The organism is Pseudomonas sp. LAIL14HWK12:I10, assembly GCF_900184205.1.
GTDB classification, from domain to species: domain Bacteria; phylum Pseudomonadota; class Gammaproteobacteria; order Pseudomonadales; family Pseudomonadaceae; genus Aquipseudomonas; species Aquipseudomonas kermanshahensis.
This window is the reverse complement of sequence record NZ_FXWU01000018.1, coordinates 47,578-71,026: the sequence shown is the minus strand read 5'-3', so window position 1 is coordinate 71,026 and position 23,449 is coordinate 47,578. Positions and strand designations below refer to the sequence as shown.

At 62.3% G+C, this 23,449-nt stretch carries 21 protein-coding genes; 10 read left to right on the top strand and 11 right to left on the bottom strand.

Going from position 1 to position 23,449, the window contains the following annotated elements; genetic code table 11:
* Nucleotides 1-67: 67 nt before the first annotated feature.
* The 3 genes from cgtA to rplU all read right to left on the bottom strand — a co-directional run bounded on the left by cgtA (nt 68) and on the right by rplU (nt 2,093).
* The gene (gene cgtA, locus QOS90_RS26005; protein ID WP_027594519.1) at nt 68-1,294 is read right to left on the bottom strand and encodes an Obg family GTPase CgtA; all 1,227 of its coding nucleotides are present in this window, start codon (nt 1,292-1,294) and stop codon (nt 68-70) included.
* A gap of 188 nt (nt 1,295-1,482) precedes the next feature.
* Entirely contained in the window at nt 1,483-1,740 is a 258-nt protein-coding gene (gene rpmA, locus QOS90_RS26000) for a 50S ribosomal protein L27 (protein ID WP_008092023.1), read from the bottom strand.
* Nucleotides 1,741-1,778: 38 nt separating this feature from the next.
* Nucleotides 1,779-2,093 carry a 50S ribosomal protein L21 gene (rplU, locus tag QOS90_RS25995; protein ID WP_003247466.1) on the bottom strand — a complete coding sequence of 105 codons (315 nt, stop codon included), beginning with the start codon at nt 2,091-2,093 and terminating at the stop codon, nt 1,779-1,781.
* Nucleotides 2,094-2,337: 244 nt separating this feature from the next.
* Between rplU and QOS90_RS25990 the strand changes: the two genes are divergently transcribed.
* From QOS90_RS25990 to QOS90_RS25980, 3 genes are all read left to right on the top strand, one after another.
* Nucleotides 2,338-3,306: a polyprenyl synthetase family protein gene (locus tag QOS90_RS25990; RefSeq protein ID WP_027594520.1), complete on the top strand. Its 969-nt coding sequence runs from the start codon at nt 2,338-2,340 to the stop codon at nt 3,304-3,306.
* Nucleotides 3,307-3,489: 183 nt separating this feature from the next.
* Nucleotides 3,490-3,831, top strand: a complete 342-nt coding sequence (locus QOS90_RS25985) for a zinc ribbon domain-containing protein YjdM (RefSeq protein ID WP_027594521.1) — start codon at nt 3,490-3,492, stop codon at nt 3,829-3,831.
* A 151-nt stretch (nt 3,832-3,982) separates the two neighbouring features.
* Entirely contained in the window at nt 3,983-4,228 is a 246-nt protein-coding gene (locus QOS90_RS25980; RefSeq protein ID WP_010951938.1) for a PA4570 family protein, read from the top strand.
* Between the two features lie 117 nt (nt 4,229-4,345).
* Here QOS90_RS25980 and bamJ read toward each other — a convergent pair whose 3' ends face one another.
* From bamJ to QOS90_RS25955, 5 genes are all read right to left on the bottom strand, one after another.
* On the bottom strand, nt 4,346-4,963 hold the full coding sequence (gene bamJ / locus QOS90_RS25975) for a BamJ family beta-barrel-assembly machinery protein (protein ID WP_027594522.1): 618 nt from the start codon (nt 4,961-4,963) through the stop codon (nt 4,346-4,348).
* A gap of 85 nt (nt 4,964-5,048) precedes the next feature.
* The gene (locus tag QOS90_RS25970; protein ID WP_085274308.1) at nt 5,049-5,354 is read right to left on the bottom strand and encodes a DUF6482 family protein; all 306 of its coding nucleotides are present in this window, start codon (nt 5,352-5,354) and stop codon (nt 5,049-5,051) included.
* Nucleotides 5,355-5,466: 112 nt separating this feature from the next.
* Nucleotides 5,467-5,955, bottom strand: coding sequence for a TIGR00645 family protein (locus tag QOS90_RS25965; protein WP_016501546.1), 489 nt, complete (start codon nt 5,953-5,955; stop codon nt 5,467-5,469).
* A 245-nt stretch (nt 5,956-6,200) separates the two neighbouring features.
* Nucleotides 6,201-6,539 (bottom strand): PA4575 family protein, encoded by a 339-nt coding sequence (locus tag QOS90_RS25960; protein ID WP_027594524.1) that lies wholly within the window; start codon nt 6,537-6,539, stop codon nt 6,201-6,203.
* A 162-nt stretch (nt 6,540-6,701) separates the two neighbouring features.
* Nucleotides 6,702-9,140, bottom strand: coding sequence for a Lon protease family protein (locus QOS90_RS25955; protein WP_027594525.1), 2,439 nt, complete (start codon nt 9,138-9,140; stop codon nt 6,702-6,704).
* 256 nt (nt 9,141-9,396) lie between these two features.
* Here QOS90_RS25955 and QOS90_RS25950 point away from each other — a divergent pair, with 256 nt between their 5' ends.
* The 4 genes from QOS90_RS25950 (at nt 9,397) to QOS90_RS25935 (ending at nt 12,813) form a co-directional block, all read left to right on the top strand.
* Nucleotides 9,397-9,885, top strand: coding sequence for a DUF3015 domain-containing protein (locus tag QOS90_RS25950; protein ID WP_085274307.1), 489 nt, complete (start codon nt 9,397-9,399; stop codon nt 9,883-9,885).
* Between the two features lie 75 nt (nt 9,886-9,960).
* The gene (locus QOS90_RS25945; RefSeq protein WP_027594527.1) at nt 9,961-11,814 is read left to right on the top strand and encodes an Lnb N-terminal periplasmic domain-containing protein; all 1,854 of its coding nucleotides are present in this window, start codon (nt 9,961-9,963) and stop codon (nt 11,812-11,814) included.
* Between the two features lie 78 nt (nt 11,815-11,892).
* On the top strand, nt 11,893-12,249 hold the full coding sequence (locus QOS90_RS25940; RefSeq protein ID WP_027594528.1) for a hypothetical protein: 357 nt from the start codon (nt 11,893-11,895) through the stop codon (nt 12,247-12,249).
* A gap of 66 nt (nt 12,250-12,315) precedes the next feature.
* Nucleotides 12,316-12,813, top strand: a complete 498-nt coding sequence (locus tag QOS90_RS25935; protein WP_027594529.1) for a GreA/GreB family elongation factor — start codon at nt 12,316-12,318, stop codon at nt 12,811-12,813.
* Between the two features lie 202 nt (nt 12,814-13,015).
* On the opposite strand, the gene gdhA is transcribed toward QOS90_RS25935, so the two are convergent.
* The 3 genes from gdhA to QOS90_RS25920 all read right to left on the bottom strand — a co-directional run bounded on the left by gdhA (nt 13,016) and on the right by QOS90_RS25920 (nt 17,019).
* The gene (gene gdhA / locus QOS90_RS25930; RefSeq protein WP_027594530.1) at nt 13,016-14,356 is read right to left on the bottom strand and encodes an NADP-specific glutamate dehydrogenase; all 1,341 of its coding nucleotides are present in this window, start codon (nt 14,354-14,356) and stop codon (nt 13,016-13,018) included.
* A 323-nt stretch (nt 14,357-14,679) separates the two neighbouring features.
* Nucleotides 14,680-16,347, bottom strand: a complete 1,668-nt coding sequence (gene ettA, locus QOS90_RS25925; protein WP_085274306.1) for an energy-dependent translational throttle protein EttA — start codon at nt 16,345-16,347, stop codon at nt 14,680-14,682.
* A 261-nt stretch (nt 16,348-16,608) separates the two neighbouring features.
* Complete coding sequence (locus QOS90_RS25920; protein WP_085274305.1) at nt 16,609-17,019, bottom strand: hypothetical protein; 411 nt, start codon at nt 17,017-17,019, stop codon at nt 16,609-16,611.
* Between the two features lie 270 nt (nt 17,020-17,289).
* On the opposite strand from QOS90_RS25920, the gene QOS90_RS25915 reads away from it, so the two are divergent.
* The 3 genes from QOS90_RS25915 (at nt 17,290) to QOS90_RS25905 (ending at nt 23,409) form a co-directional block, all read left to right on the top strand.
* Nucleotides 17,290-21,120: a sensor domain-containing protein gene (locus QOS90_RS25915; RefSeq protein WP_027594533.1), complete on the top strand. Its 3,831-nt coding sequence runs from the start codon at nt 17,290-17,292 to the stop codon at nt 21,118-21,120.
* A 301-nt stretch (nt 21,121-21,421) separates the two neighbouring features.
* Complete coding sequence (gene glyA, locus QOS90_RS25910; RefSeq protein WP_027594534.1) at nt 21,422-22,675, top strand: serine hydroxymethyltransferase; 1,254 nt, start codon at nt 21,422-21,424, stop codon at nt 22,673-22,675.
* A 143-nt stretch (nt 22,676-22,818) separates the two neighbouring features.
* The gene (locus QOS90_RS25905; protein ID WP_027594535.1) at nt 22,819-23,409 is read left to right on the top strand and encodes a hypothetical protein; all 591 of its coding nucleotides are present in this window, start codon (nt 22,819-22,821) and stop codon (nt 23,407-23,409) included.
* Nucleotides 23,410-23,449: the final 40 nt, after the last annotated feature.

Here is a 23,449-nt window from a genome sequence, read left to right as displayed (position 1 = left end):
GAATCTGTAGAGACCGTAGATACAAAAACGCCGCTCCAGAGAGCGGCGTTTAGTGTACTGCAACCGGTCAGTCGCGCACGTAAATGATTTCTGGGCCGTCTTCGTCGTCCTCGAAATCATCATCCCAACCGTCATCGTCGCCGATGTCGTGGACGCTCTTGACGCCAGTGCGACGCAGGGTGCGGGCGTCGTCCAGGGCCTGCAGCTGAGCACGGGCTTCGTCTTCGATGCGCTGATCGAGGTCGGCCAGCTCTTCGGCGTAGGCCGGGTCGTTGGCCAGGCGATCGGCGCGGTCTTCGAGGTAGCGCATCAGGTCGTGGCTGAGCTTGTCGGTGCCCTGCTTGGAGATCGCCGAGATCACGTAGACCGGGCCTTCCCACTGCAGACGCTCGACCACTTCCTTGACCCGCTCGTCGCGCTCGTCTTCCATGACCATGTCGGCCTTGTTCAGCACCAGCCAGCGCTCACGCTCGGCCAGCGACGGGCTGAAGCGGGTCAGCTCGTTGACGATCACTTCGGCGGCATCGGCCGGGCTGCTTTCGTCCAGCGGCGCCATGTCGACCAGGTGCAGCAGCACACGGGTACGTGCCAAGTGCTTAAGGAAGCGGATACCCAGGCCGGCACCGTCGGAAGCGCCTTCGATCAGGCCGGGGATGTCGGCGATGACGAAGCTCTTCCAGCGGTCGACGCTGACCACACCCAGGTTCGGCACCAGGGTGGTGAACGGGTAGTCGGCGACTTTCGGCTTGGCGGCCGACACCGAACGGATGAAGGTGCTCTTGCCAGCGTTCGGCAGGCCGAGCAGGCCGACGTCGGCCAGTACCTTCATTTCCATTTTCAAGTCGCGCTGATCACCCGGCTTGCCTGGAGTGGTCTGGCGGGGCGCACGGTTGGTGCTGGACTTGAAACGGGTGTTGCCCAGGCCGTGCCAGCCGCCTTGGGCGACCATCAGTTTCTGGCCGGGGGTGATCAGGTCACCGATCACTTCCTGGGTGGTGGCGTCGATCACCGTGGTGCCGACCGGCACGCGCAGGAACAGGTCTTCACCCTTCTTGCCGGTGCAGTCGGTGCTGCCACCGTTGGCGCCACGCTGGGCCTCGTGGTGACGGGTGTAGCGGTAGTCGACCAGGGTGTTGAGGTTTTCGTCGGCGACCATGTAGACCGAACCGCCGTCACCGCCATCACCCCCGTTAGGGCCACCGTTTTCGATGAATTTTTCGCGACGGAAGCTCATGCAACCGTTACCGCCGTCACCGGCTTTGACTCGAATCGATACTTCGTCAACAAACTTCATTAAAACCGCCTCTCGTCGGCAGACGAGCTGAATACTTAAAAAACCTGAGGCTCTTGCAAAAATGAGCGCGGCGGCCCCGTACGACCGTAGAAACCCACGCCGGCAGCCCATACAAACAGCTTTGCAAGAGGCTCACCACAAACGAAAAAGCCCCGTCGCATGACGGGGCTTCTGGAGCGACGTCGCGATTAAGCGGCGACGATGCTCACGTAACGGCGGTTGAACTCGCCTTTCTTCTCGAACTTGATCACGCCTTCGATCTTGGCGAACAGGGTGTGATCCTTGCCCATGCCAACGCCGTAACCGGCGTGGAACTGGGTGCCGCGCTGACGGACGATGATGTTGCCGGCCTTGACGACCTGGCTGCCATACATCTTCACGCCAAGGCGTTTCGATTCTGAGTCGCGACCGTTACGGGTACTACCACCAGCCTTCTTGTGAGCCATGGTTCAATTCTCCAAATAAATTCAGGGGATCTAGGGGATTAAGCCTGGATGCCGGTGATTTTGATCTCGGTGAACCACTGGCGGTGGCCCATACGCTTCATGTGGTGCTTACGGCGACGGAACTTGATGATGCGGACTTTATCGTGACGGCCTTGCGAAACGACTTCTGCAACAACTTTAGCGCCAGCGACGACTGGTGCGCCGATGGTGACTTCTTCACCGTTGGCAACCAGCAGAACGCGATCGAAAGTCACGGATTCGCCAGTGGCGACTTCCAGTTTTTCGATCTTGAGGAATTCACCTTCAGCGACTTTGTACTGCTTGCCGCCGGTAACGATTACTGCGTAAGACATGGTATTTCTCCGATAATCCTGCTCACCCAGCGCTTTATATATTGAGTATTGGCTGGCATGGCTGCATGGGGCTGGAACGGCCCGGTGCAATTGCGTAAGGCAGGTGCTGCCCAGGAAGTTAGGGTGCGCGATTGTACGCAACCCCGGTTTTGCTTGCAAGTACCGCCCCGGTGGCGCTGGCACCGCGCCTTGACACACCGGGACCCGCGACCTAGCATGCCGCGCAACGTCAATGGAGCAGCCGATGCAACCCCAAACCTTCTACCGCGCGGTGGCTGATGATTTCAGCGCCGTCGACGAGATCATCAAGAAGCAGCTGACCTCGCGCGTGCCGCTGGTATCGAAGATCGGCGACTATATCACGTCGGCCGGTGGCAAGCGCCTGCGTCCCCTGCTGGTCCTGCTCTGCGGCAAGGCCCTGGGCCGCGAAGGCGACGACTTGCGCCTGCTGGCAGCGACCATCGAATTCCTGCACACCGCCACCCTGCTGCACGACGACGTCGTCGACATGTCGGGCATGCGCCGTGGCCGTTCCACCGCCAATGCGCTGTGGGGCAACGCGCCAAGCGTGCTGGTAGGTGACTTCCTTTATTCGCGCTCGTTCGAAATGATGGTCGAACTGGGTTCGATGCCGGTCATGCAGATCCTCTCCAAGGCCACCCGCGTCATCGCCGAGGGTGAAGTGCTGCAGCTGTCGCGTGTTCGCGATGCCAGCACCACGGAAGAGGTGTACATGGAGGTCATCCGCGGCAAGACCGCCATGCTGTTCGAAGCCTCGACCCACAGCGCCGCCGCGCTGGCCGGCGCCAGCGAAGCACAGCGCGAGGCCCTGCGCACCTTTGGTGACCACCTGGGCGTGGCCTTCCAGCTGGTCGACGACCTGCTGGACTACAAGGGCGATTCGCAGACCCTCGGCAAAAACGTCGGTGACGACCTGGCCGAAGGCAAGCCGACCCTGCCGCTGATCTACACCATGCGCGAAGGCACGCCTGAACAGGCTGCACTGGTGCGCAAGGCCATCCAGAAGGGCGGCCTGGAAGACCTCGAGCAGATCCGCGTAGCGGTCGAAGCCTCGGGCGCGTTGGACTACACCGCGCAGATGGCACGCGACTACGTGGCCAAGGCCATCGAGTGCCTGGAAGTGCTGCCGGCCAGCGAGTATCGCGATGCATTGATCGAGCTGAGCGAGTTTGCGGTAGCGCGTACGCACTAAGACAGCGTCGCCCTCTTCGCGGGACAAGCCCGCTCCCACAGGTACACCACTGCCCTTGAGCTGGGTGGAGAACCTGTGGGAGCGGGCTTGTCCCGCGAATGCTTTTGTACGGACAAAAACACTTCCCGCTTAAAACCTTATACAATATGGGCCTTTAACCGCCTGTCTGTTTAAGGAACCGAAGTGAGCACTCTGCCGCCCTGCCCCAAATGCAATTCCGAATACACCTATGAGGATGGCAGCCAGCTGATCTGCCCCGAATGCGCCCACGAGTGGTCGGCCAACGGCGAAGCCGAAGCCGCCAGCGATGACGTGGTGAAGAAGGATTCGGTCGGCAACGTCCTGCAGGACGGCGATACCGTCACCGTGATCAAGGACCTCAAGGTCAAGGGCTCGTCCCTGGTGGTCAAAGTAGGCACCAAGGTCAAGAACATCCGCCTGTGCGACGGCGACCACGACATCGACTGCAAGATCGACGGCATCGGCGCCATGAAGCTGAAGTCCGAGTTCGTACGCAAGGTCTGACAACGCTGTGCGACGGGGCTGCCTTTCAGGCGGCCCTGACAGATCCTGCAACAGGGTCACTGCACCGTCCGGCAAAAATACGCCAATAGCCCCTTGCTATTTTGATAATAAGAATTATTCTCATTGGAATTGCTGTCCAAGGAGAATAGCCATGACTTATCTGATCGACGCCTGGCTCGAACGCCCTCACCCTTACCTGCGCATCCTGCATCGCGAGACTGGCGAAGTCTGTGCCGTGCTTGAAGAAGAAGCGCTCGATGAACTGCGAGACCAGGGCGACCTGGACATGAGCGGGCTGAATTCGAGTGAGCCTGGGGTGCTCAAGGAGCTGGTGCGGAATTTGTTTCTGTTTTGCTATGCGCGGGCGTTGCGCCCTGGGGGGACAGACTGGAATTGATGTTTGCAGGCCCGACGCATTCGCGGGCAAGCCCGCTCCCACAGGTTGATCACTGGCCTTGAGTGCCGTGGCGACCCTGTGGGAGCGGGCTTGCCCGCGAATGGGCTTGAGCAGGTCTTACAGTACGTCGAGCAGCTCGACGTCGAACACCAGGACGCTGTGCGGCGGGATGCTGCCAACGCCTTGGGCGCCGTAGGCCAGCTCGCTCGGCACGTACAGGCGCCATTTGCTGCCAGCGTTCATCAGCTGCAGGGCTTCGGTCCAACCGGCGATCACGCCGCCAACCGGGAATTCAGCCGGCTGGCCACGGTCGTACGAGCTGTCGAACACGGTGCCGTCGATCAGGGTGCCGTGGTAGTGAGTACGCACGTTGCTTTCGCGGGTCGGCTTGGCGCCTTCACCTGCGGTCAACACTTCGAACTGCAGGCCGGAAGCCAGGGTGGTGATGCCTTCGCGCTTGGCGTTTTCGGCGAGGAATGCCTTGCCAGCGCCAGCAGCGGCTTCAGCCTTGGCTGCAGCTTCGGCTTGCATGATGTCGCGGATGACTTTGAAGCTGGCCGACAGGTCGGCTTCGCTGACGCGGCTGTCGGCGCCGTTGAAGGCGTCGGTCAGGCCAGCCAGGATGGCGTCCAGGCTGACGCCTGGTGGCGGGTTGTCACGCAGTTGACCACCCAGCTGACGGCCGATGCCGTAGCTGACGCGGGTTTCGTCGGTAGACAGGTTGAGTTCGGACATTGTCGTGCTCCACTGCAGGGCGCAGTGCAGCCGCGCCCTTGATGAAAAGGGCGAGCAGCCTAGCACACTGGGGCGCCGCGAGCAGCTACCAGGCCGAACGCTGGGAAATCGGCAATTTCAGGTCTTCTTCCGGGTGTGTGCCCATGCCACACATTTCGTCCTGCACAGACCAGTGCAACAGGTTCAGCGAGAGCAATGGAAGGTCCTTGAGCAGGCTCCGTGCCTCTTCCACGGAGTGCACGCGCAAGCGCTGCCCACGGCTGTCGGAAAGCGGATGCGCACGGCCCTTGACCCGGGCCTCAAGCAGATAATCACCACCTTCGATGGCAATCAGGTTGAGTTCGTCGACATGGCCGACCCTGGCCTCGGTATTGAGCTGATGCAGGTTCATGAGAGCACCTCGCAGCGGGAACCGCGTGAGTGCTCATTTTTTGTACAAGGCTTGCGAATACACAAGGTAAAACTGACGCCATTGGTCAGTTTTACCCTCAAGCCGCGTGGGCTCAGTGCTTGGTGAGCTTGTCCAGGTAGCCCATGCAGAAGGCCGACACCACGAAGGTCATGTGGATGATCACGTACCACATCAGGTAGTCGGTGGAGATGTTCTGGGCATCCATGAACACCCGCAGCAGGTGAATGGACGAAATGGCCACGATCGACGCAGCAACTTTCATCTTCAGCGACGAAGAGTCCATTTTGCCGAGCCAGTTGAGCTTTTCTTTGCTGTCGTCGATGTCCAGTTGCGAGACGAAGTTCTCGTAGCCGGAAATCATCACCATCACCAGCAGGCCGCCCACCAGCGACATGTCGATCAACGACAGAATCACCAGGATCAGGTCAGCTTCGCTCAAAGCAAAAACGTTGGGCAGGACGTGGACGACTTCCTGGAAGAATTTCAGGGCCAGGGCCAGCAGGCCGAGCGACAGGCCGAAGTAGATAGGGGCGAGCAGCCAGCGCGAGGCATACATCGCGTTTTCGAGAATACGTTCCATGGAGGGTAAGGGACTCGTCAGGTGACTAAAAAAGCGACGGCGAGTATAGCCAGCCACCCGCTGCAGCAAAAGCCCGGGGCTGCCGTGCAGCCCAATCGCCGGCAAGCCGGCTCCCACCCGACTGTGTAGCCTCAAAGGCAAGCGCCGCACCTATGGGAGCTGGCTTGCCAGCGATGAGGCCGGCACAAGCACCACAAGGCAGTTGCTCCCACAGGGACCGCGTCCTGTAGGGTCACCCGGCCTGTTCAGCTTTCAGGATGAAACTGATAATCCCCCAGGTTGCGGCAACGCTCGCCATTGATGCGACGCAACTGCGCTTGCAGGTGCAGGCACCAGATCTGCGGGTCTTCGGTCACTTGATAGCCATGCAGCGTGAGGCTGTCGACGATGGCATTGAGCACCGATTCGGCAACCAATGGCCCGTGGAACGGCCCCTGAGCCTTGATGGCCGAGGGTTGCTCACCGGCCATGCCGGCGGCGAACAGCAGCGTCCACATGCCGTTGTCACCGGCGAGTGGGCGAATGCTGCATTCAATGCGGGTCACCAGGCCCAGGCACTGGCGAGTAAGGCTGAGGTTGCGCATGGCCGCGTCCCCTCCAATGAGCCCTGTTCAGCCTGAAACCCTCAGGCTGTTTCCATCCTGAACCCTGATTGCTCCCTAAGTTCCAGCATAGAAGAACAACTCAGAAAGTTGGAAAACCGGCGCTGAACGGTAGCACATCGCCGCCAGCGCCGATTTATTGACTCAGGCGGGTTTAGCCTGCGCAATCATCTCTTCCAGGCGTTCCTTTTCCGCCTCTTTGATGTCTTCTTCGCTGATCATTTCGGCGATTTCCCGCAGGCGCTCCACCACGCGGGCATTGACGCTGCCCTCAGTGAACTCGCCCTTGTCATCCGCCACACCGGCCTCCTCGCCTACCAGCAGGCTCAGCGCCTCGTCAGCCTGGCTGACCGCGTAAACGTGGAACTGCCCGGCTTCGACCGCCTGCAGCACGCGTTCGTCGAGCATCAGGGTGGCCACGTTGGCCCGTGGAATGATCACCCCTTGGTCGCCGGTCAGGCCGCGCGCATCGCAGAGCCGGAAGAAGCCCTCGATCTTCTCGTTGACCCCGCCCACCGCCTGCACTTCACCGAACTGGTTGATCGAGCCAGTGATGGCAAAGCATTGCTTGAGCGGCGTGCGCGACAAGGCCGAGATCAGTGTGCAGACCTCACCCAGCGAGGCACTGTCACCGTCGACGTAGCCGTAGGACTGCTCCAGGGCGATGCTCGCCGAGATGGCCAGCGGGAACTCCTGGGCGTAGCGACTGCCCAGGTAGCCGGTCAGAATCATCACCCCTTTGGAGTGGATCGGCTGGCCCAGGTTGACCTCACGCTCGATGTCGACAATGCCGCTGCCACCGGGGTAGACGCTGGCAGAGATACGCGCCGGCATGCCGAACGCCGAATCGCCCACTTCCAGCACCGTCAGGCCGTTGCACTTGCCGATGGCCGCGCCTTCGGTGTCGATCAGGATGATGCCAGCGAGCATGTCGTCCAGCACCCGCTGCGACACACGCCCGGTACGGGTGGCCTTGGCCTTGAGTGCGCGCTCGATGTGGCCAGCATCGGTCATCTCGTCGCTGGCCAGTTGGCGGATGAAGTCGGCCTCGCTGACCAGCTGGAACAGGTCACCGATGCGCGCCGACAGCCGCGACTGGTTTTCTGCCAGCCGAGCACTGTAGGTGGCCAGGCGCGCCACGGCGTCGCTGGTCAGCGGCGCCATGCCTTCTTCGTTGGTGCGGGTACGCAAGAGCTGGGCGAACTGCTCCAGGTTCTCGTCGACCATGGGCATGTCTTCGTCGAAGTCCACCAGCACCCGGAACATTTCCTGGAAGTCCGGATCATGGTCCTGCAGCGCGTAGTAGAGCTGGCGCGAGCCGATGATCACCAGCTTGACGTTGAGCGGGATCATCTGCGGCGTCAGGCTGACGCTCGCCACCCGGCCCAGTTCACCCAGCGGCGACTCCATCTTCAGCTTGCGCGACTGCAGCGCACGCTTGAGCGCATCCCAGACGAAGGGCTCGCCAAGCATCTTCTCGGCTTCAAGAATCAGGAAGCCGCCGTTGGCCCGGTGCAAGGCGCCCGGGCGCAATTGGCGATAGGAGGTGTACAGCGCGCCTTGGTCGGTGCTGTATTCGATCCGGCCGAACAGGTTGTCGTAGGTCGGGTGCGGCTCGAACACCACCGGCGCGCCGCCATCGTGGTGATGGCCGACCACCAGGCTTGGGGCGTATTGCTCTTCGAGCATCTTGCGCGCCACGGCGTCGGTCTTGCTGTCATCGACCAACTGCTCGACCACGGTGCGCAGCAGGTTCAGTTGCACCGACTGCAGGTAGGCGCACACCGCAGCGTTCTCGGCGTACTTTTCAGACAGCGGCGCCAGCAGCGGCTGCAGGGACAGGGTGATGGTTTCTTCGTTGAGCTGACGCAGCTGGTTGTTCGACTCACGCTTCCACTGCGGCAGGCTGGCCAGTTCTTCGTTGAGGCGCTCCTCGAGCAGGGCGATGTCCTCGTGGAACTGCTCGCGCACCGCTTCAGGCAGCTGTGCGAACTCGGCTTCATCCAGCGCCTTGCCTTCGGCCATCGGGGTGAAGGCAACGTTGCTGGCGTCGCGGTACAGGGCCACGTCTTTTTCCAGCGACGCCCGCTCGATCACATCCAGGGCGCGGTCATAGCGCTGGTTGAAGGCGCGGTCGATGGCGCCCTTCTTCTGCTGGTACGACGGGTGCTCGAACACTGCCGGGAAGGTCGACAACAGGTTGTCGATCAGCCCCCCCATGTCGGCGATGAATTCACCGGCACTGCCCGAGGGCAGCTCCAGGGCACGCGGCTCGCGGGTTTCCTCGAAGTGGTTGACGTAAACCCAGTCGGCTGGGGTGTGCTGGCGCTTGCCCTCGGCCTTGAGGTAGCGCTTGACGAACGAGAAGCGGCCCGTGCCGGGCTCGCCCATCACATACACGTTGTAACCAGGGCGAGGCATGGCCACGCCGAATTGCAGGGCCTCGACTGCTCGCTCCTGGCCCAGAACGCCTCGAAACGGCTCCAGATCGTCGGTATGGGTAAAAGCAAACTGCTCGGGGGAAAAACGCCGGGTCAGGGCTTCAGGCGCAAGACGCAGGCGCGCAGCGACAGGATCGGGCATTGGGTTTCCTTACTTCGGCGGGGCGGATACGGAGCATTCTGGCGCTGCCCGCGCGCGCCTTGCAAGGCTCACCGGGACTTTATGTCGCAGTCGCGATAACACAGGCCTCCAGGCAAATTTTTCGCAATCAACAACGCAACCTTTAGATCGTGCCTAAACTCCAAGCTGCGCGGGTGGGTGAAAAGCTTTCCCGACCTGGCAACCGAGTTGCCAGAAACCCTGACCCTTGGTTTAAGACAAATAGAGAACAAATGCTATGAAACGGATTCTTCTGGGTACTCTGTTCACCGTGGTCTCCCTCAATGCCATGGCTGAAGCGCCAGGCGGCCCGAACTGCGGCTGGGGCAACATGCTGTTCGAAGGCCAGCGCGGTACGCCGGCTCACTTCCTGGCTTCCACCACCAACGGCACCTCCGGTAACGCCACCTTCGGCATGACCTCCGGCACCAATGGCTGCTCCACCAAGGCTTCGCTGACCTATGGCGGCAAGTCGTGGTTTGCCATGAATGGCATGATGAACGAACTGTCCGAAGACATGGCCATGGGCAAAGGCGAGGCGCTGACCACCTATGCCGTGGTACTGGGCGTAGCGCCGGAAGACCGTACTTACTTCGAGTCGGTCACCCACCAGCACTTCAACCAGATCTTCAGCAGCGCCGACGTCACGGCCGAAACCGTGCACAGCAATACCCTGGCTGTTCTGAAGAACGACCCACGCCTGGCCAAATACGCCACCGAGGCTTAAGCGCAGCATCCCCGCCCCCCTGTCGGGGCGGGTTTCGCCCTTTCTTTCGGCATCGTGAAGAAGTAGTTGCCCGATATGCTCAAACGCCTCGCTTACCTGGCGCTGTGTGCCTGCGCCCCTGTTCATGCTGCGCCTGCGCTGGATGAAGGCCGTCTTCAGCAATTGGCCAATAACCCCTACTGGATCGCCCTGGGCCATTACGAAACCGCCAAGCTGGGTGGTTGGCGCAGCTATGTGGACGATACCCAGTTCTTTCTCGCCGACGATGGCGCGCACCACCCGGACCAAGAGCTGCGGGCCACGGTGCAGGCGTTGTATGCGCCCGCTAGCCTGGGCGACAAGCATGCCCAGTGCGTTTTCCCGGCGCGTACCCGCTGGCTCAAGGAGCAACTGGGGCTGACCGACCTGCCACAGCCCGACTGCCAGGAATTCAAGACCTGGTACACCTCGATCGACCCGCACAGCGCCGCGCTGATTTTCCCGGCGGCCTACCTGAACAGCCCTTCGTCGATGTTCGGCCACACCTTGCTGCGCATCGACCAGTCCAACACCCACAGCGACGACACCACGCTGCTGAGCTACGCGATCAACTTCGGCGCCTACATCGAAGGCAGCGACAACAGCATCCTGTATGCCTGGAAAGGCCTGATGGGCGGCTACCCAGGCCTGTTCGCGCTGATGCCCTACCAAGAGAAGCTGTCCGAGTACCGCAGCCTGGAGAACCGCGACCTGTGGGAGTACCAGCTGGACCTCACCCCGCAAGAGACCGGGCGCATGGTCGAGCATGTGTGGGAGTTGAAGCAGATCCAGTTCGATTATTTCTTCTTCGACGAGAACTGCTCGTACCGCCTGCTCGAATTGCTGCAGGTGGCGCGGCCAGGCCTGGATTTGACGTCGCAGTTCCCGCTGACCGCCATCCCAACCGACACGGTCAAGGCGGTGCGCCAGTCTGGCCTGGTGTCCAGCGTCAACTACCGGCCTTCGCGCGAGCGCGAACTGCTGGCCCGCGCCGAGCCGCTTGACCCTCACGAAAAGCAGCAGGTGCTGGCTGTCAGCGCCGATACCGCACAGCTGCAAAGCCCTGAGTTCACTGCCCTGCCCCGCGAGCGCCAGGCGCTGGTACAGGATGCCGCCTACCGCCTGGAGCGTTACCGCGCCAATGGCCAGCAACGCGACCCAGGCCAGGCCACGCGCAGCTTCGAGCTGCTGCGCGCAATCAACCGCAACCCGCCGCCGGCGCTGGAAATCGAGCGCCCGGGGTTGCCCGAGGATGGCCACGATTCACGCACCTGGCAGCTGGGTGTCGGTACGCGGGAAGACCGCGCCTACGCCGAGTACGGCCTGCGCATGGCGTATCACGACCTCAACGACAACGCCTACGGCTTCCCGCTGGGCGCGCAAATCGAGATTCTGCAGCTGAAAGTCCGCCAGTACGAAGGCAACGACTGGCAGGTACAGCGCCTGGACCTTGCCACCATCCGCTCGCTGACACCCCGCAATGCGCTGCTCAAACCGTGGTCATGGCAGGTGACCGGTGGCCTGGAACGGGTGCCGGGCAAGCATGACGACGAAGTGCTGGTCAGCCATGTGAATGGCGGCGCTGGCGGCACCTGGCAACTGGCCGACGAACTGCTGGGCTTCGCCCTGGGCACGGTGCGGGTCGAACACCACAATGATTTTGCCGAGTTCATCTCCCCGGCAGCCGGGTTCAACGGCGGCCTGCTCTGGCGCAACGGGCTGGGCAACATGACACTGGAGGCGAAGGGCGACTTCTTCACCAACGGCGAAGTGCGGCGCAGCGTGAGCCTGAATCAGCAATGGGAGATCAGCCGCAACCTGGGCCTGCGGTTAAGTGCCTCGCGCGAATTCAGCCACCTGGCGACGGCGCAGAACGAAGTGATGCTGGAGCTGAAGTGGTACCACTACTGACTCTTTGACACTGTTTTGACAGCTCGCCGACAAATCGCCCCCTAGACTCTCCAGCATCAATTGGAGGGTCTGGTGTTCATGTCGCGGTACTGGTTAGGCCTGTGCGTTGCCTTTTTGCTGTCAGGGTGCGAAACCACCCACGAACAGATGCTCGACCACGGTTACCCCCCCGCCTACGCCGATGGCTTCCAGGATGGCTGCAGCAGCGGCCGGCAGGCGGCCGGGGTGATGGCCGGCGACTTCCGCAAGGACGTGCCGCGCTACCTGCACAATCGCCAGTACGAAAGCGGCTGGGACGATGGCTTTCGCCAATGCCACGCCCTGCAGAACAGCGAAGAGCAGCGTCAATACCGTGACCGCTACTGGGACCAACGCGACCGTGACTGGGAGCACGAGAAGAACCGCGATGCCGCACGGGCCTATCGCCACGACTAGGTCGCAAACTGACATCCCTTGAAACCGGCGGCCTGCCATCATGGTCTCCTGCACAAGGAGGCCACCATGAGCCGAGCGTTCGTCAACGAAGACCAAGCTGCAGCCCAGGCCGACCAACCGGTTGAGCGACGGGTGAGCGAGCAGCCCAACTACGTCACGGCCAGTGGCCTGGCGCAATTGCAGCAGCGGGTAGCCGAACTCAATACATTGCGCAGCCAGTTGCAAGCCCAGGGCGAGCGTGCCGACAAGCAGCGCCTGGCCGATGCCGAGCGCGACCTGCGCTACTTCAGCGCACGGGTGCAGAGTGCCCAGGTGGTACCAGCCGCTACCTCGCGGGACAAGGTGCAGATCGGTAGCCGGGTAAGCTTTGTGGATGAGCAGGGCCAGGCGCATGAGGTGCAACTGGTGGGGGAAGATCAGGCCGATGCGGGCCACGGGTTGATCAACTGGGGCTCGCCGCTGGGGCGGGCGTTGCTGGGCGCGGGGCCTGGGGATGAAGTGGTGTGGCGGCGGCCGGTGGGAGATCAGATGATCGAGGTGGTCGCTATCGCGGGTGAGGCTTGAGGGCCAATCGCCGGCAAGCCGGCTCCCACCCGAACCGTGTAGCCTCCAAGGCTAGCGCCGCACCTGTGTGGAGCGATGAGGCCAGAACAAGCACCACAAGACAGTTGCTCCCACAGGTACAGCGCTGCCTTGAGGCTTGTACTTGACCTGTGGGAGCTGGCTTGCCAGCGATTGGGCCGCAAAGCGGCCCTTTACTGACTGATCAGACCACGCCCTGCGCCAGCATGGCATCAGCCACTTTCACAAAGCCGGCGATGTTCGCGCCCTTGACGTAGTTGATCGTGCCATCCGCCTCTTCACCATAGTGAACACAGGCATGGTGGATCGACTGCATAATGTTGTGCAGCTTGCTGTCCACTTCACCGGCCGTCCACAGCAGGCGCATGGCGTTCTGCGACATTTCCAGGCCCGACACGGCCACGCCACCGGCGTTGGATGCCTTGCCCGGGGCGTACAGGATGCCTGCCTCGAGGAAGATATCCACCGCCTCAAGGGTGGTCGGCATGTTGGCCCCTTCGGCGACGCAGAAGCAGCCATTGCGCAGCAGGGTGCGGGCGTCTTCGGTGTCCAGCTCGTTTTGCGTGGCGCACGGCAGGGCGATGTCGCACGGCAGGCTCCAAGGGGTCTGGCCCTTACGGAACTCAAGGCCAAATTCGCCGGCCAATGTGCTGAGGCGGCCACGCTTGACGTTTTTCAGCTCCATCACGGCGTCCCACTGGGCGTCGCTGAGGCCGGCTTCGGCGTACAGGGTGCCTTCGGAATCGGACAGCGAGATAACCTTGCCGCCCAGGTCCATGACCTTGCGCGCAGCATACTGGGCCACGTTGCCGGACCCGGAAATGGCCACGCGACGGCCATCGATGCGCAGGTCACGGCGCTTGAGCATTTCTTCAGCGAAGTAAACGCAGCCGTAGCCGGTGGCTTCCGGGCGAATCAGGCTGCCGCCATAAGTCATGCCCTTACCGGTCAGCACCGAGGTGAACTGGTTGGCCAGGCGCTTGTACTGGCCGAACATGAAGCCGATTTCGCGCGCGCCCACACCGATGTCACCGGCTGGTACGTCAACGTCGGCGCCGATGTGGCGGTACAGCTCGCTCATGAACGCCTGGCAGAAGCGCATCACTTCCGCATCGCTCTTGCCCTTGGGGTCGAAGTCCGAGCCACCTTTACCGCCACCCATGGGCAGCGAGGTCAGGGAGTTCTTGAACACCTGCTCAAAGGCCAGGAACTTGAGCACGCTCAGGTTCACCGACGGGTGGAAGCGCAGGCCGCCCTTGTACGGGCCGATGGCGCTGCTCATTTGGATGCGGTAGCCGCGGTTGACCTGGACCTTGCCTTGGTCATCGACCCACGAAACACGGAACAGCACCGCGCGCTCGGGCTCGACCATGCGCTCCAGGATACCGGCCTGCAGGTAATGAGGGTTGGCTTCGAGGAACGGCCACAGGGTACGCAAGACTTCTTCCACCGCCTGGTGGAATTCAGGCTGGGCAGGATCGCGTTGCTTGAGGCGCGCGAGGAAATTGTCGACAGATTCGATCATGGTAGACATCTCACCAAGAGGGATTGGACTTATTGGTTTTTTTTCGAATGTACCAAGAAGCAATCGCACGAGAACAGGGCGTAATGTCGTTTTTTTGAAATTATTTGGTGCGTTTTATATAAATGTATACAAAACGATGAAAATATTGTTAGCAGAATCGGCCTCTTCGCGGGCAAGCCCGCTCGCACAGGGCCCTGTGCAAGACTGAGATTGCGGGTGATTCAGTGGGAGCGGGCTTCCCCCGCGAAGGGGCCAACGCCGATGCCTGCCAGGCACAAAAATGGGGCCCCTGAGGGCCCCATTCTAGTGCAGCTAAAACCGGCTTACTGGGCCAGCTTCTTGTGCCGTACACGGTGCGGCTGGGCAGCAGCATCGCCCAGGCGCTTCTTGCGGTCGGCTTCGTACTCGGTGTAGTTGCCTTCGAAGAACATCACGTTCGAGTCGTCTTCGTACGCCAGGATGTGGGTCGCCACGCGGTCCAGGAACCAACGGTCGTGGGAAATCACAATGGCGGCGCCCGGGAAGTCCAGCAGGGCTTCTTCCAGGGAACGCAGGGTTTCGACGTCGAGGTCGTTGGACGGTTCGTCGAGCAGCAGGACGTTACCGCCCTCCTTCAGGGTCAGGGCCAGGTGCAGACGGCCACGCTCACCACCGGACAGGTCCTTGACGAACTTCTGCTGGTCGCCGCCCTTGAAGTTGAAACGGCCCACGTAGGTGCGCGACGGGATCTCGTAGTTGCCGATGCGGATCTGGTCTGAACCGTCGGAGATCTGCTGGAACACGGTCTTGGAACCGTCCAGGTCTTCGCGGCTCTGGTCGACGCAGGCCAGTTGCACGGTTTCGCCGATTTCGATGCTGCCCGAGTCCGGCTGCTCCTTGCCCATCAACATGCGGAACAGGGTCGACTTACCGGCGCCGTTACCGCCGATCACGCCGACAATGGCGCCCTTCGGCATGGCGAACGACAGGTTGTCGATCAGCACGCGATCGCCATAGCCTTTGGAAACGTTCTTGAACTCGATGACCTTGTCACCCAGGCGCGGGCCGGCCGGGATGTAGATCTCGTTGGTCTCGCTGCGCTTCTGGAACTCTTGCGACTGCATTTCTTCAAAGCGCTGCAGACGTGCCTTGGATTTGGACTGGCGGGCCTTGGCGCCTTTGCGCACCCACTCCAGTTCCTCTTTCATGGCCTTTTCGTGGGCGCTCTGCTGCTTGGATTCCTGCGCCAGACGGTCCGACTTGGCTTCCAGCCAGCCCGAGTAGTTGCCTTCGTACGGGATGCCGGCGCCGCGGTCCAGTTCGAGGATCCAGCCGGCGACGTTGTCGAGGAAGTAACGGTCGTGGGTAATCGCTACCACGGTGCCCGGGAAGTCGTGCAGGAAGCGCTCCAGCCAGGCCACCGAGTCGGCGTCCAGGTGGTTGGTCGGTTCGTCGAGCAGCAGCATGTCGGGGGCCGACAGCAGCAGGCGGCACAGGGCCACACGGCGCTTTTCACCACCGGACAGGTGTTCGATTTTCGCGTCCCAGGCCGGCAGGCGCAGGGCGTCGGCGGCGACGTCCAGTTGGCGCTCGAGGTTGTGGCCGTCGGAAGCCTGCAGGATCGACTCGAGCTTGGCCTGTTCGGCGGCCAGCTTGTCGAAGTCGGCGTCGGGTTCGGCGTAGGCGGCGTAGACCTCGTCCAGGCGAGCCTGGGCGTCCTTGATCACGCTGACCGCCTCCTCGACCACTTCACGCACGGTCTTGGCGGGGTCGAGTTGTGGTTCCTGCGGCAGGTAGCCGACGTTGATGTCGGGCATCGGACGGGCTTCGCCGTCGAATTCCTTGTCGACGCCCGCCATGATGCGCAGCAGGGTCGATTTACCCGCGCCGTTCAGGCCGAGTACGCCAATTTTGGCGCCTGGGAAGAACGACAGGGAGATGTTCTTGAGAATTTCGCGCTTCGGCGGCACGACCTTGCTCAGCCGATGCATGGTGTAGACGTATTGAGCCAAAACCAAGCCCTCTAAATAGGTAAAGACATCGACCAACGCCCCGGCAGTGGGCCAGGGGGATGTGTTTACGGGGTGTCATTGAACAAAGTCGACCATTCTACGCCAACGCGCGGCGTTGCATAGGAGGGTCGGATGGGGGATGAACAGGGGCCGCTGTGCGGCCCATTCGCGGGCAAGCCCGCTCCCACAGGTCCGTAAGTTTGGCAATACCTGTGGGAGCGGGCTTGCCCCGCGAAGAGGCCAGAACTGACCTTGAAAAGCTCAGACGTGACGCTGCTTGACCTTGCCCCGCGGCAACCGGCAACGGTCGCCCTGCTCGGCCAGGCGCGCGGCCCAGGCAGACTTGACGCTGAACCCGCCACTGCGAGCAGGCTGCTCAACGGCCTTGGCCGGCTGCGCCGCAGGCACGCTAACGACCTTGGCCGCGACCGCGGGCACTGCCGGTGCTGCCGGTGCTGCCACGGCTGCCGGTGCTGCTGCCGCCTTGGCGGTCTTGCGCAGTTCGGCCAGCGACGGGGCCTTGCTTTTCGAGGCGGCGGCCGCCTCCGGTTTGACCAGCGAACGCTGGCACGACTTGCAAGATACGTCCGCGGTCACGGCAGTGCTGACAAGGGTCTGACTGCTGCGCCCACAGGCGGAATCGAGGCCATTGGAGGAAAAGTGAGTAACCAAAACCGAACATCTCCGAAGCGTTGTCATTGAAGCGGGCGGCATTCTCGCACAGGTTGCAGGGGCTTGCCGAACCACAGGGCGCCACCACGACCGTCGGCAGGGCGACCATCACCGGACAAGGGGACTGGCACTTTGCCATAATCCTAGGCATGCTAGCCCGTTTAGGGTGTCCGGCCTTATAGTGCGCCACCGCGGTCTGGCAACCAGACACCGGCACCAACCGTGCATGATCAATCCCTGCCATCGCCAGCCCAATCGCAGGACCAACGCTTGACCAATCTCTCTCAACCGTCGTCGCTGCGTCCCGCACCAATGGCCCCCGTCGCTTCCCTGCGCGGGTCGATCAAGGGTGCGCTGGCCCTATTGGCCCTGATTCTGCTGGGCCTGTTGCTGTGGCAGCTGTTCGCCCAGTTCCGCCACACCCAAGCCGACCTGCGCAAGCAAAGCCTGGAGGCCACCGCGGAGCTGGCCGACCACCTCAGCCTGAACATGGCGTTGAAGGCCCAGCAGGCCGTGAATGTGGTGCAGCCCTACGTCAATGCGCCGACGCCGGCAGCCCTGCCCAGCCTGCTCGATACCCTGCGCACCCGCCTGCCCGCCCTGCGTGACCTGGCCTGGCTAGACACCAGCGGGCAGATCCGCGCCGACAGCCTGGCCGGCAGCCCTGACCGCCAATTAATTGGCGAGCTGCTGACGCTGAACCAGGGTCGCCCGTATTTCTTTGCCAACTCGGCGGACAACCGCACCATTTACCTGTTGCTGCGCCAGTCCACCGAGCAGGATCGCGGCTACTGGCTGCTGCGCCTGTCCGACGCGTATTACCGCACCCTCACCGTGCACCTGGACAGCCCAGGCCACCCCTTGTGGCTGCTGGAAAACAGCCGCAACGGCGCGGTGCTGGACCGCCACGCCATCGCGCAGACCAGCCCGGCACCGCTGCAGAGCGTGATGCTGGCGTTCATCGACAACAGCACCTGGCAACTGCGCGGCCTGTTCGACGCCCAGCGGGCCCAGCAGAAGCTACTACCGGCACTGATCGGCAAGTGCCTGCTGGTGCTGTTCTGTGCCCTGCTGCCGGTGCTGGCGTTGATCAACATGCGCCGCCGCCAGCGCGCACTGCAGGAAGACCGCCGGCGCTATCAAGAAATTTTCGAAGGCACCGGTGTTGCCTTGTGCGTGCTCGACCTTTCCAGCCTGCCCGGCCAGCTCGACCGCTACCACCTGCGCAACCACGCTGCGCTCAAGCACAGCCTGGCCCTGGACCCTAACCTGCGCCGCTCGCTGTTGCAGGAGCTGAAGATCACCGAGATCAACCAGGTGGCGCGCCAGTTGCTCAACGTCGAATGCCACGAAGGTGCCTGGCAGCGCCTGATCGACGGCAGCGGCGATGGCCGCGACAGCATCGGCATGCAACTGATCGATGCACTGATCGAACAGCGCTCGCTGCTGGAATTGGAAGTGCGCCTGCCGGCGCCACTGGGCGGCGAACTGCACCTGTGGCTGATGGCCCGCCTGCCGCTGCAACGCCGCGACTACCAGGCGGTGATCCTCAGCATCAGCGACATCACCAGCCGCAAACAAGTGGAGCTGTCCCTGCTCGAACGCGAGAGTTTCTGGTCGGACGTGGTGCGTACCGTGCCCGACCAGCTCTACGTGCAGGACGTGCCGAGCCAGCGCATGATCTTCAGCAACCGCCACCTCGGCCAAACCCTGGGCTACGACCGCACCGAGCTGGCGCAGATGGGCGACCGCTTCTGGGAGCTGCTGCTGCACCCCGAAGACGCCACGCACTTCCAGGCCCTGCGCCAGCATCAACGAGCCACCGGCCACAGCCAGCCACTGCACTGCCAATTGCGCTTCCGTCACCACGACGGTGGCTGGCGCTGCTACGACATTCGCGAACAGGTGCTGACCCGCGACCACGACGGCCAGGTGATGCGCATCATCGGCGTGGGCAAGGACGTTACCGTACAGATCGAGGCCAGCCAGTCGCTGCGCGACAGCGAACAGCGCTACCGCATGCTGGCCGAAAGCATCAGCGACGTGATTTTCTCCACCGACAGCCAACTGCAGCTCAACTACGTCAGCCCCTCGGTCAAAGCGGTACTGGGTTATCAGGCTGAGTGGATTTTCGACAACGGCTGGCAATCGATCATCGCCAACCCGGCCCAGCTGACCGGCATCTACAGCCTGATGGAGCGCGTCAGCAATGCCATGGGCGACGGCGAGCAACTGGCCCAGTTGCGTGGCCAGTTGCCCACCCAACTGTTCCTGTTCGACTGCCTGCGCGCCGATGGCCGCAAGATCCCGATCGAGCTGCGCCTGGTATTGGTGTGGGACGACCAGGAACGCTTCGAAGGCGTGCTTGGGGTTGGCCGCGACATCAGCCAGCAACGCCGCGCCGAAAAAGACCTGCGCATGGCCGCCACGGTATTCGAGCACTCGACCTCGGCCATCCTCATCACCGACCCAGCCGGCTACATCGTCCAGGCCAACGAGGCGTTCAGCCGGGTCAGCGGCTATGCCGTCAGCGACGTGCTCGACCAGCTGCCTGGCATGCTCACCGTCGAGCAACAGCAGGAAGGCCACCTGCGCTACGTGGTCAAGCAGTTGCACCAGCGTGGCAGTTGGGAAGGCGAAGTGTGGCTAAAACGCCGCGACGGCGACCACTACCCGGCCTGGGTCGGCATCACGGCAGTGCTGGACGACGAAGGCGACCTGGCCAGCTACGTGTGCTTCTTCACCGACATCAGCGAGCGCAAGGCCAGCGAACAGCGCATCCACCGCCTGGCCTACTACGACGCCCTCACCCACCTGCCCAACCGCACGCTGTTCCAGGACCGCCTGCACACGGCCCTGCAACAGGCCGAACGGCAAAAGGCGTGGGTGGTGCTGATGTTCCTCGACCTGGACCGTTTCAAGCCGATCAACGACTCCCTCGGCCATGCCGCAGGCGATCGCATGCTCAAAGACATGGCCCTGCGCCTGCTGGCCTGCGTGGATGACGACGACACCGTGGCACGCATGGGCGGCGACGAGTTCACCTTGCTGCTGCAACCGCGTGCGACCCGCGAGATGGCGCTGAACCGCGCCATCCATGTGGCCGAGAACATCCTCGCCAGCCTGGTACGGCCCTTCGTGCTGGAGAACCGCGAGTTTTTCGTCACGGCCAGTATCGGCATCGCCCTCAGCCCGCAAGATGGCAGCGAACTGAGCCAGTTGATGAAAAACGCCGACACCGCGATGTACCACGCCAAGGAGCGCGGCAAGAACAACTTCCAGTTCTACCAGGCCGAGATGAACGCCAGTGCCCTGGAGCGCCTGGAGCTGGAAAGCGACCTGCGCCATGCCATGGAGCAGAACGAGTTCATCCTCTACTACCAGCCGCAGTTCAGTGGCGATGGCAAACGCCTGACCGGCGCCGAAGCCTTGCTGCGCTGGCGCCACCCCACCCGCGGCCTGGTGCCGCCGGGCGACTTCATCCCGGTGATCGAAGAGCTGGGCCTGGTGGTGGACGTCGGCGACTGGGTACTGCGTGAGGCCAGCCGCCAACTCAAGGCCTGGCACAAAGCCAAAGTGCGGGTGCCGAAGGTGTCGGTAAACATCTCGGCGCGGCAGTTCTCCGACGGCCAGCTGGGCACGCGCATCGCCACCATCCTGGAAGACATCGGGCTACCGCCGGCGTGCCTGGAACTGGAGCTGACCGAAAGCATCCTGATGCGCGAGGTGAATGAGGCCTTGCAGATTCTCGCCAGCCTGAAGAATCTTGGCCTGAGCATTGCGGTGGACGACTTTGGCACCGGGTACTCGTCGCTCAACTACCTCAAGCAGTTCCCCATCGACGTGCTGAAGATCGACCGCACCTTCGTCGACGGCTTGCCCGAGGGCGAGCAGGACGCGCAGATTGCCCGGGCGATCATTGCCATGGCCCACAGCCTGAACCTGGCGGTGATTGCCGAGGGCGTGGAAACCCATGAGCAGTTGGAGTTCTTGCGTGAGCATGGTTGCGACGAGGTGCAGGGCTACCTGTTCGGGCGGCCGATGCCGGCGCATCAGTTCGAGGCGCAGTTCGCCAACGAGACGCTGTTCATGTTCCAGTAGCAAACCACTGCCGTCTTTTTTGTAGGAGCAGCCTTGTGCTGCGAAGAGGCCGGCGACCGCGCCCTGAATCTTTGCTGCTGTCACCGGCCTCTTCGCAGCACAAGGCTGCTCCTACAGGCACAGCGCCGACGTTGTATTTTGCACCGCAAAAAAACGGACCTTGAAGTCAACTCCAGCCCAGGCAGGCCGCGGGATGCAACATGAAGGCCTTTGGTCCGCGACTTGACGTCACTTCATATGCCAGGCCCGAAGCAATCGGTTAGAATGCCCCCCCAATTCAGCCCGATCCTTGAGGACCGCCATGTTCAGCCGTGATTTGACCATTGCCAAGTACGACGCCGAGCTCTTCGAAGCCATGCAGCAAGAAGCTCTGCGCCAGGAAGAGCATATCGAGCTGATCGCTTCGGAAAACTACACCAGCCCGGCTGTCATGGAAGCCCAGGGTTCGGTTCTGACCAACAAGTACGCTGAAGGCTACCCAGGCAAGCGTTACTACGGTGGTTGCGAATACGTCGACGTGGTCGAGCAACTGGCCATCGACCGCGCCAAAGAGCTGTTCGGCGCCGACTACGCCAACGTCCAGCCGCACGCTGGCTCCCAGGCCAACGCCGCCGTTTACCTGGCCCTGCTATCGGCCGGTGACACCATCCTGGGCATGAGCCTGGCCCACGGTGGTCACCTGACCCACGGCGCCAGCGTCAGCTCTTCGGGCAAGCTGTACAACGCCATCCAGTACGGCATCGACGGCAACGGCCTGATCGACTACGACGAAGTCGAGCGCCTGGCTGTAGAGCACAAGCCGAAGATGATCGTTGCCGGCTTCTCGGCTTACTCGCAGGTGCTGGACTTCCCACGCTTCCGCGCCATTGCCGACAAGGTCGGTGCCTACCTGTTCGTCGACATGGCCCACGTTGCTGGCCTGGTTGCCGCTGGCGTGTACCCGAACCCTGTGCCGTTCGCCGACGTGGTCACCACCACCACCCACAAGACCCTGCGCGGTCCACGTGGCGGCCTGATCCTGGCCCGTGCCAACGCCGACATCGAGAAGAAGCTGAACTCCGCTGTTTTCCCAGGCGCCCAAGGCGGCCCGCTGGAGCACGTCATCGCGGCCAAGGCGATCTGCTTCAAAGAAGCCCTGCAGCCTGAGTTCAAGGCTTACCAGCAGCAAGTGGTGAAGAACGCCCAGGCCATGGCCAGCGTGTTCATCGAGCGTGGTTTCGACGTCGTTTCCGGCGGCACCCAAAACCACCTGTTCCTGCTGTCGCTGATCAAGCAGGAAATCTCCGGTAAGGACGCTGACGCCGCACTGGGCAAAGCCTTCATCACCGTCAACAAGAACTCGGTACCGAACGACCCACGTTCCCCGTTCGTCACCTCGGGCCTGCGTTTCGGCACCCCAGCCGTGACCACCCGTGGCTTCAAAGAAGCAGAGTGCAAGGAACTGGCCGGCTGGATCTGCGACATCCTGGCTGACCTGAACAACGAAGCGGTGATCGATGCCGTGCGTGAGAAGGTCAAGGCCATCTGCAAGAAGCTGCCGGTTTACGGCAACTGATTAGCGCCAGCCTGATGTGAAAAAGCCCGGCCTTGCGCCGGGCTTTTTTATGCTTGCCCGCTTCGCGGAACCTGTTCCAAATGGGTCCCCTGCGCAAGACACCCTAGCCTGCAGCCTCCCCTACGCCAAACCGGAGGCACCCCATGGCAGATAACAAAACACGTTCCTTTACAGCCACCCTGCAGATCGCCGAATCACCGGTGAACAGCTTGGACTGCCTGTGCACAGGGCCCGTGAGCCTGGTCACACCCAACGAAGTGCCGGGGTACGCCATTGAAGGCGCCCACGCACTCGGCATGCTCAACGGCACGGACGATGATTGGCAGCACGGTCAGGAGTTTGGGTTGATCCCGTTCGACAAAGGCGACGATCAGTGCGCGATGCTGCTGTATTTTCGCTACAGCGATGCGGGTTATCGACTGTATGTGCGCAGCGGGCCTCATTTCGGTAAAGGCATATTCACCACCGCCGAAGGCCTGGTGGCCGCTCAGGCCATCAAGGCCCAAGACCCTAGCCTGTGGACCTTGATCGATGCGCAGACCGGCGCCCCGTTCGACCTGGCACAACTTGAAGATGACCGGCGAGAAATCCAGATGATCGCCAGCAACGGCCACCCCATGGAGATCCACAACCTCTACCCAGTGGGCGGCTTTCTGGCGTGCTACGCCGCTGCCCAGCAATGCACCCTAAGCCTGTTGATCACGCAACGCGGGGTGGATTGGCTGAACACCTGATGTCGCCTGCACGGGCCTTCACGTATTACCCTGTGCCGCT

Excerpts from the sequence above, each read along its gene's own strand:
- QOS90_RS25950 (WP_085274307.1), top strand. The coding sequence starts at position 9,397 with ATGAAACGGATTCTTCTGGGTACTCTGTTCACCGTGGTCTCCCTCAAT.
- cgtA (WP_027594519.1), bottom strand. The coding sequence starts at position 1,294 with ATGAAGTTTGTTGACGAAGTATCGATTCGAGTCAAAGCCGGTGACGGC.
- QOS90_RS25965 (WP_016501546.1), bottom strand. The coding sequence starts at position 5,955 with ATGGAACGTATTCTCGAAAACGCGATGTATGCCTCGCGCTGGCTGCTC.
- QOS90_RS25970 (WP_085274308.1), bottom strand. The coding sequence starts at position 5,354 with ATGAACCTGCATCAGCTCAATACCGAGGCCAGGGTCGGCCATGTCGAC.
- QOS90_RS25980 (WP_010951938.1), top strand. The coding sequence starts at position 3,983 with ATGACTTATCTGATCGACGCCTGGCTCGAACGCCCTCACCCTTACCTG.
- QOS90_RS25935 (WP_027594529.1), top strand. The coding sequence starts at position 12,316 with ATGAGCCGAGCGTTCGTCAACGAAGACCAAGCTGCAGCCCAGGCCGAC.
- QOS90_RS25955 (WP_027594525.1), bottom strand. The coding sequence starts at position 9,140 with ATGCCCGATCCTGTCGCTGCGCGCCTGCGTCTTGCGCCTGAAGCCCTG.
- rplU (WP_003247466.1), bottom strand. The coding sequence starts at position 2,093 with ATGTCTTACGCAGTAATCGTTACCGGCGGCAAGCAGTACAAAGTCGCT.
- QOS90_RS25960 (WP_027594524.1), bottom strand. The coding sequence starts at position 6,539 with ATGCGCAACCTCAGCCTTACTCGCCAGTGCCTGGGCCTGGTGACCCGC.
- QOS90_RS25990 (WP_027594520.1), top strand. The coding sequence starts at position 2,338 with ATGCAACCCCAAACCTTCTACCGCGCGGTGGCTGATGATTTCAGCGCC.
- glyA (WP_027594534.1), top strand. The coding sequence starts at position 21,422 with ATGTTCAGCCGTGATTTGACCATTGCCAAGTACGACGCCGAGCTCTTC.
- QOS90_RS25940 (WP_027594528.1), top strand. The coding sequence starts at position 11,893 with ATGTCGCGGTACTGGTTAGGCCTGTGCGTTGCCTTTTTGCTGTCAGGG.
- rpmA (WP_008092023.1), bottom strand. The coding sequence starts at position 1,740 with ATGGCTCACAAGAAGGCTGGTGGTAGTACCCGTAACGGTCGCGACTCA.
- bamJ (WP_027594522.1), bottom strand. The coding sequence starts at position 4,963 with ATGTCCGAACTCAACCTGTCTACCGACGAAACCCGCGTCAGCTACGGC.
- QOS90_RS25945 (WP_027594527.1), top strand. The coding sequence starts at position 9,961 with ATGCTCAAACGCCTCGCTTACCTGGCGCTGTGTGCCTGCGCCCCTGTT.
- gdhA (WP_027594530.1), bottom strand. The coding sequence starts at position 14,356 with ATGATCGAATCTGTCGACAATTTCCTCGCGCGCCTCAAGCAACGCGAT.
- QOS90_RS25905 (WP_027594535.1), top strand. The coding sequence starts at position 22,819 with ATGGCAGATAACAAAACACGTTCCTTTACAGCCACCCTGCAGATCGCC.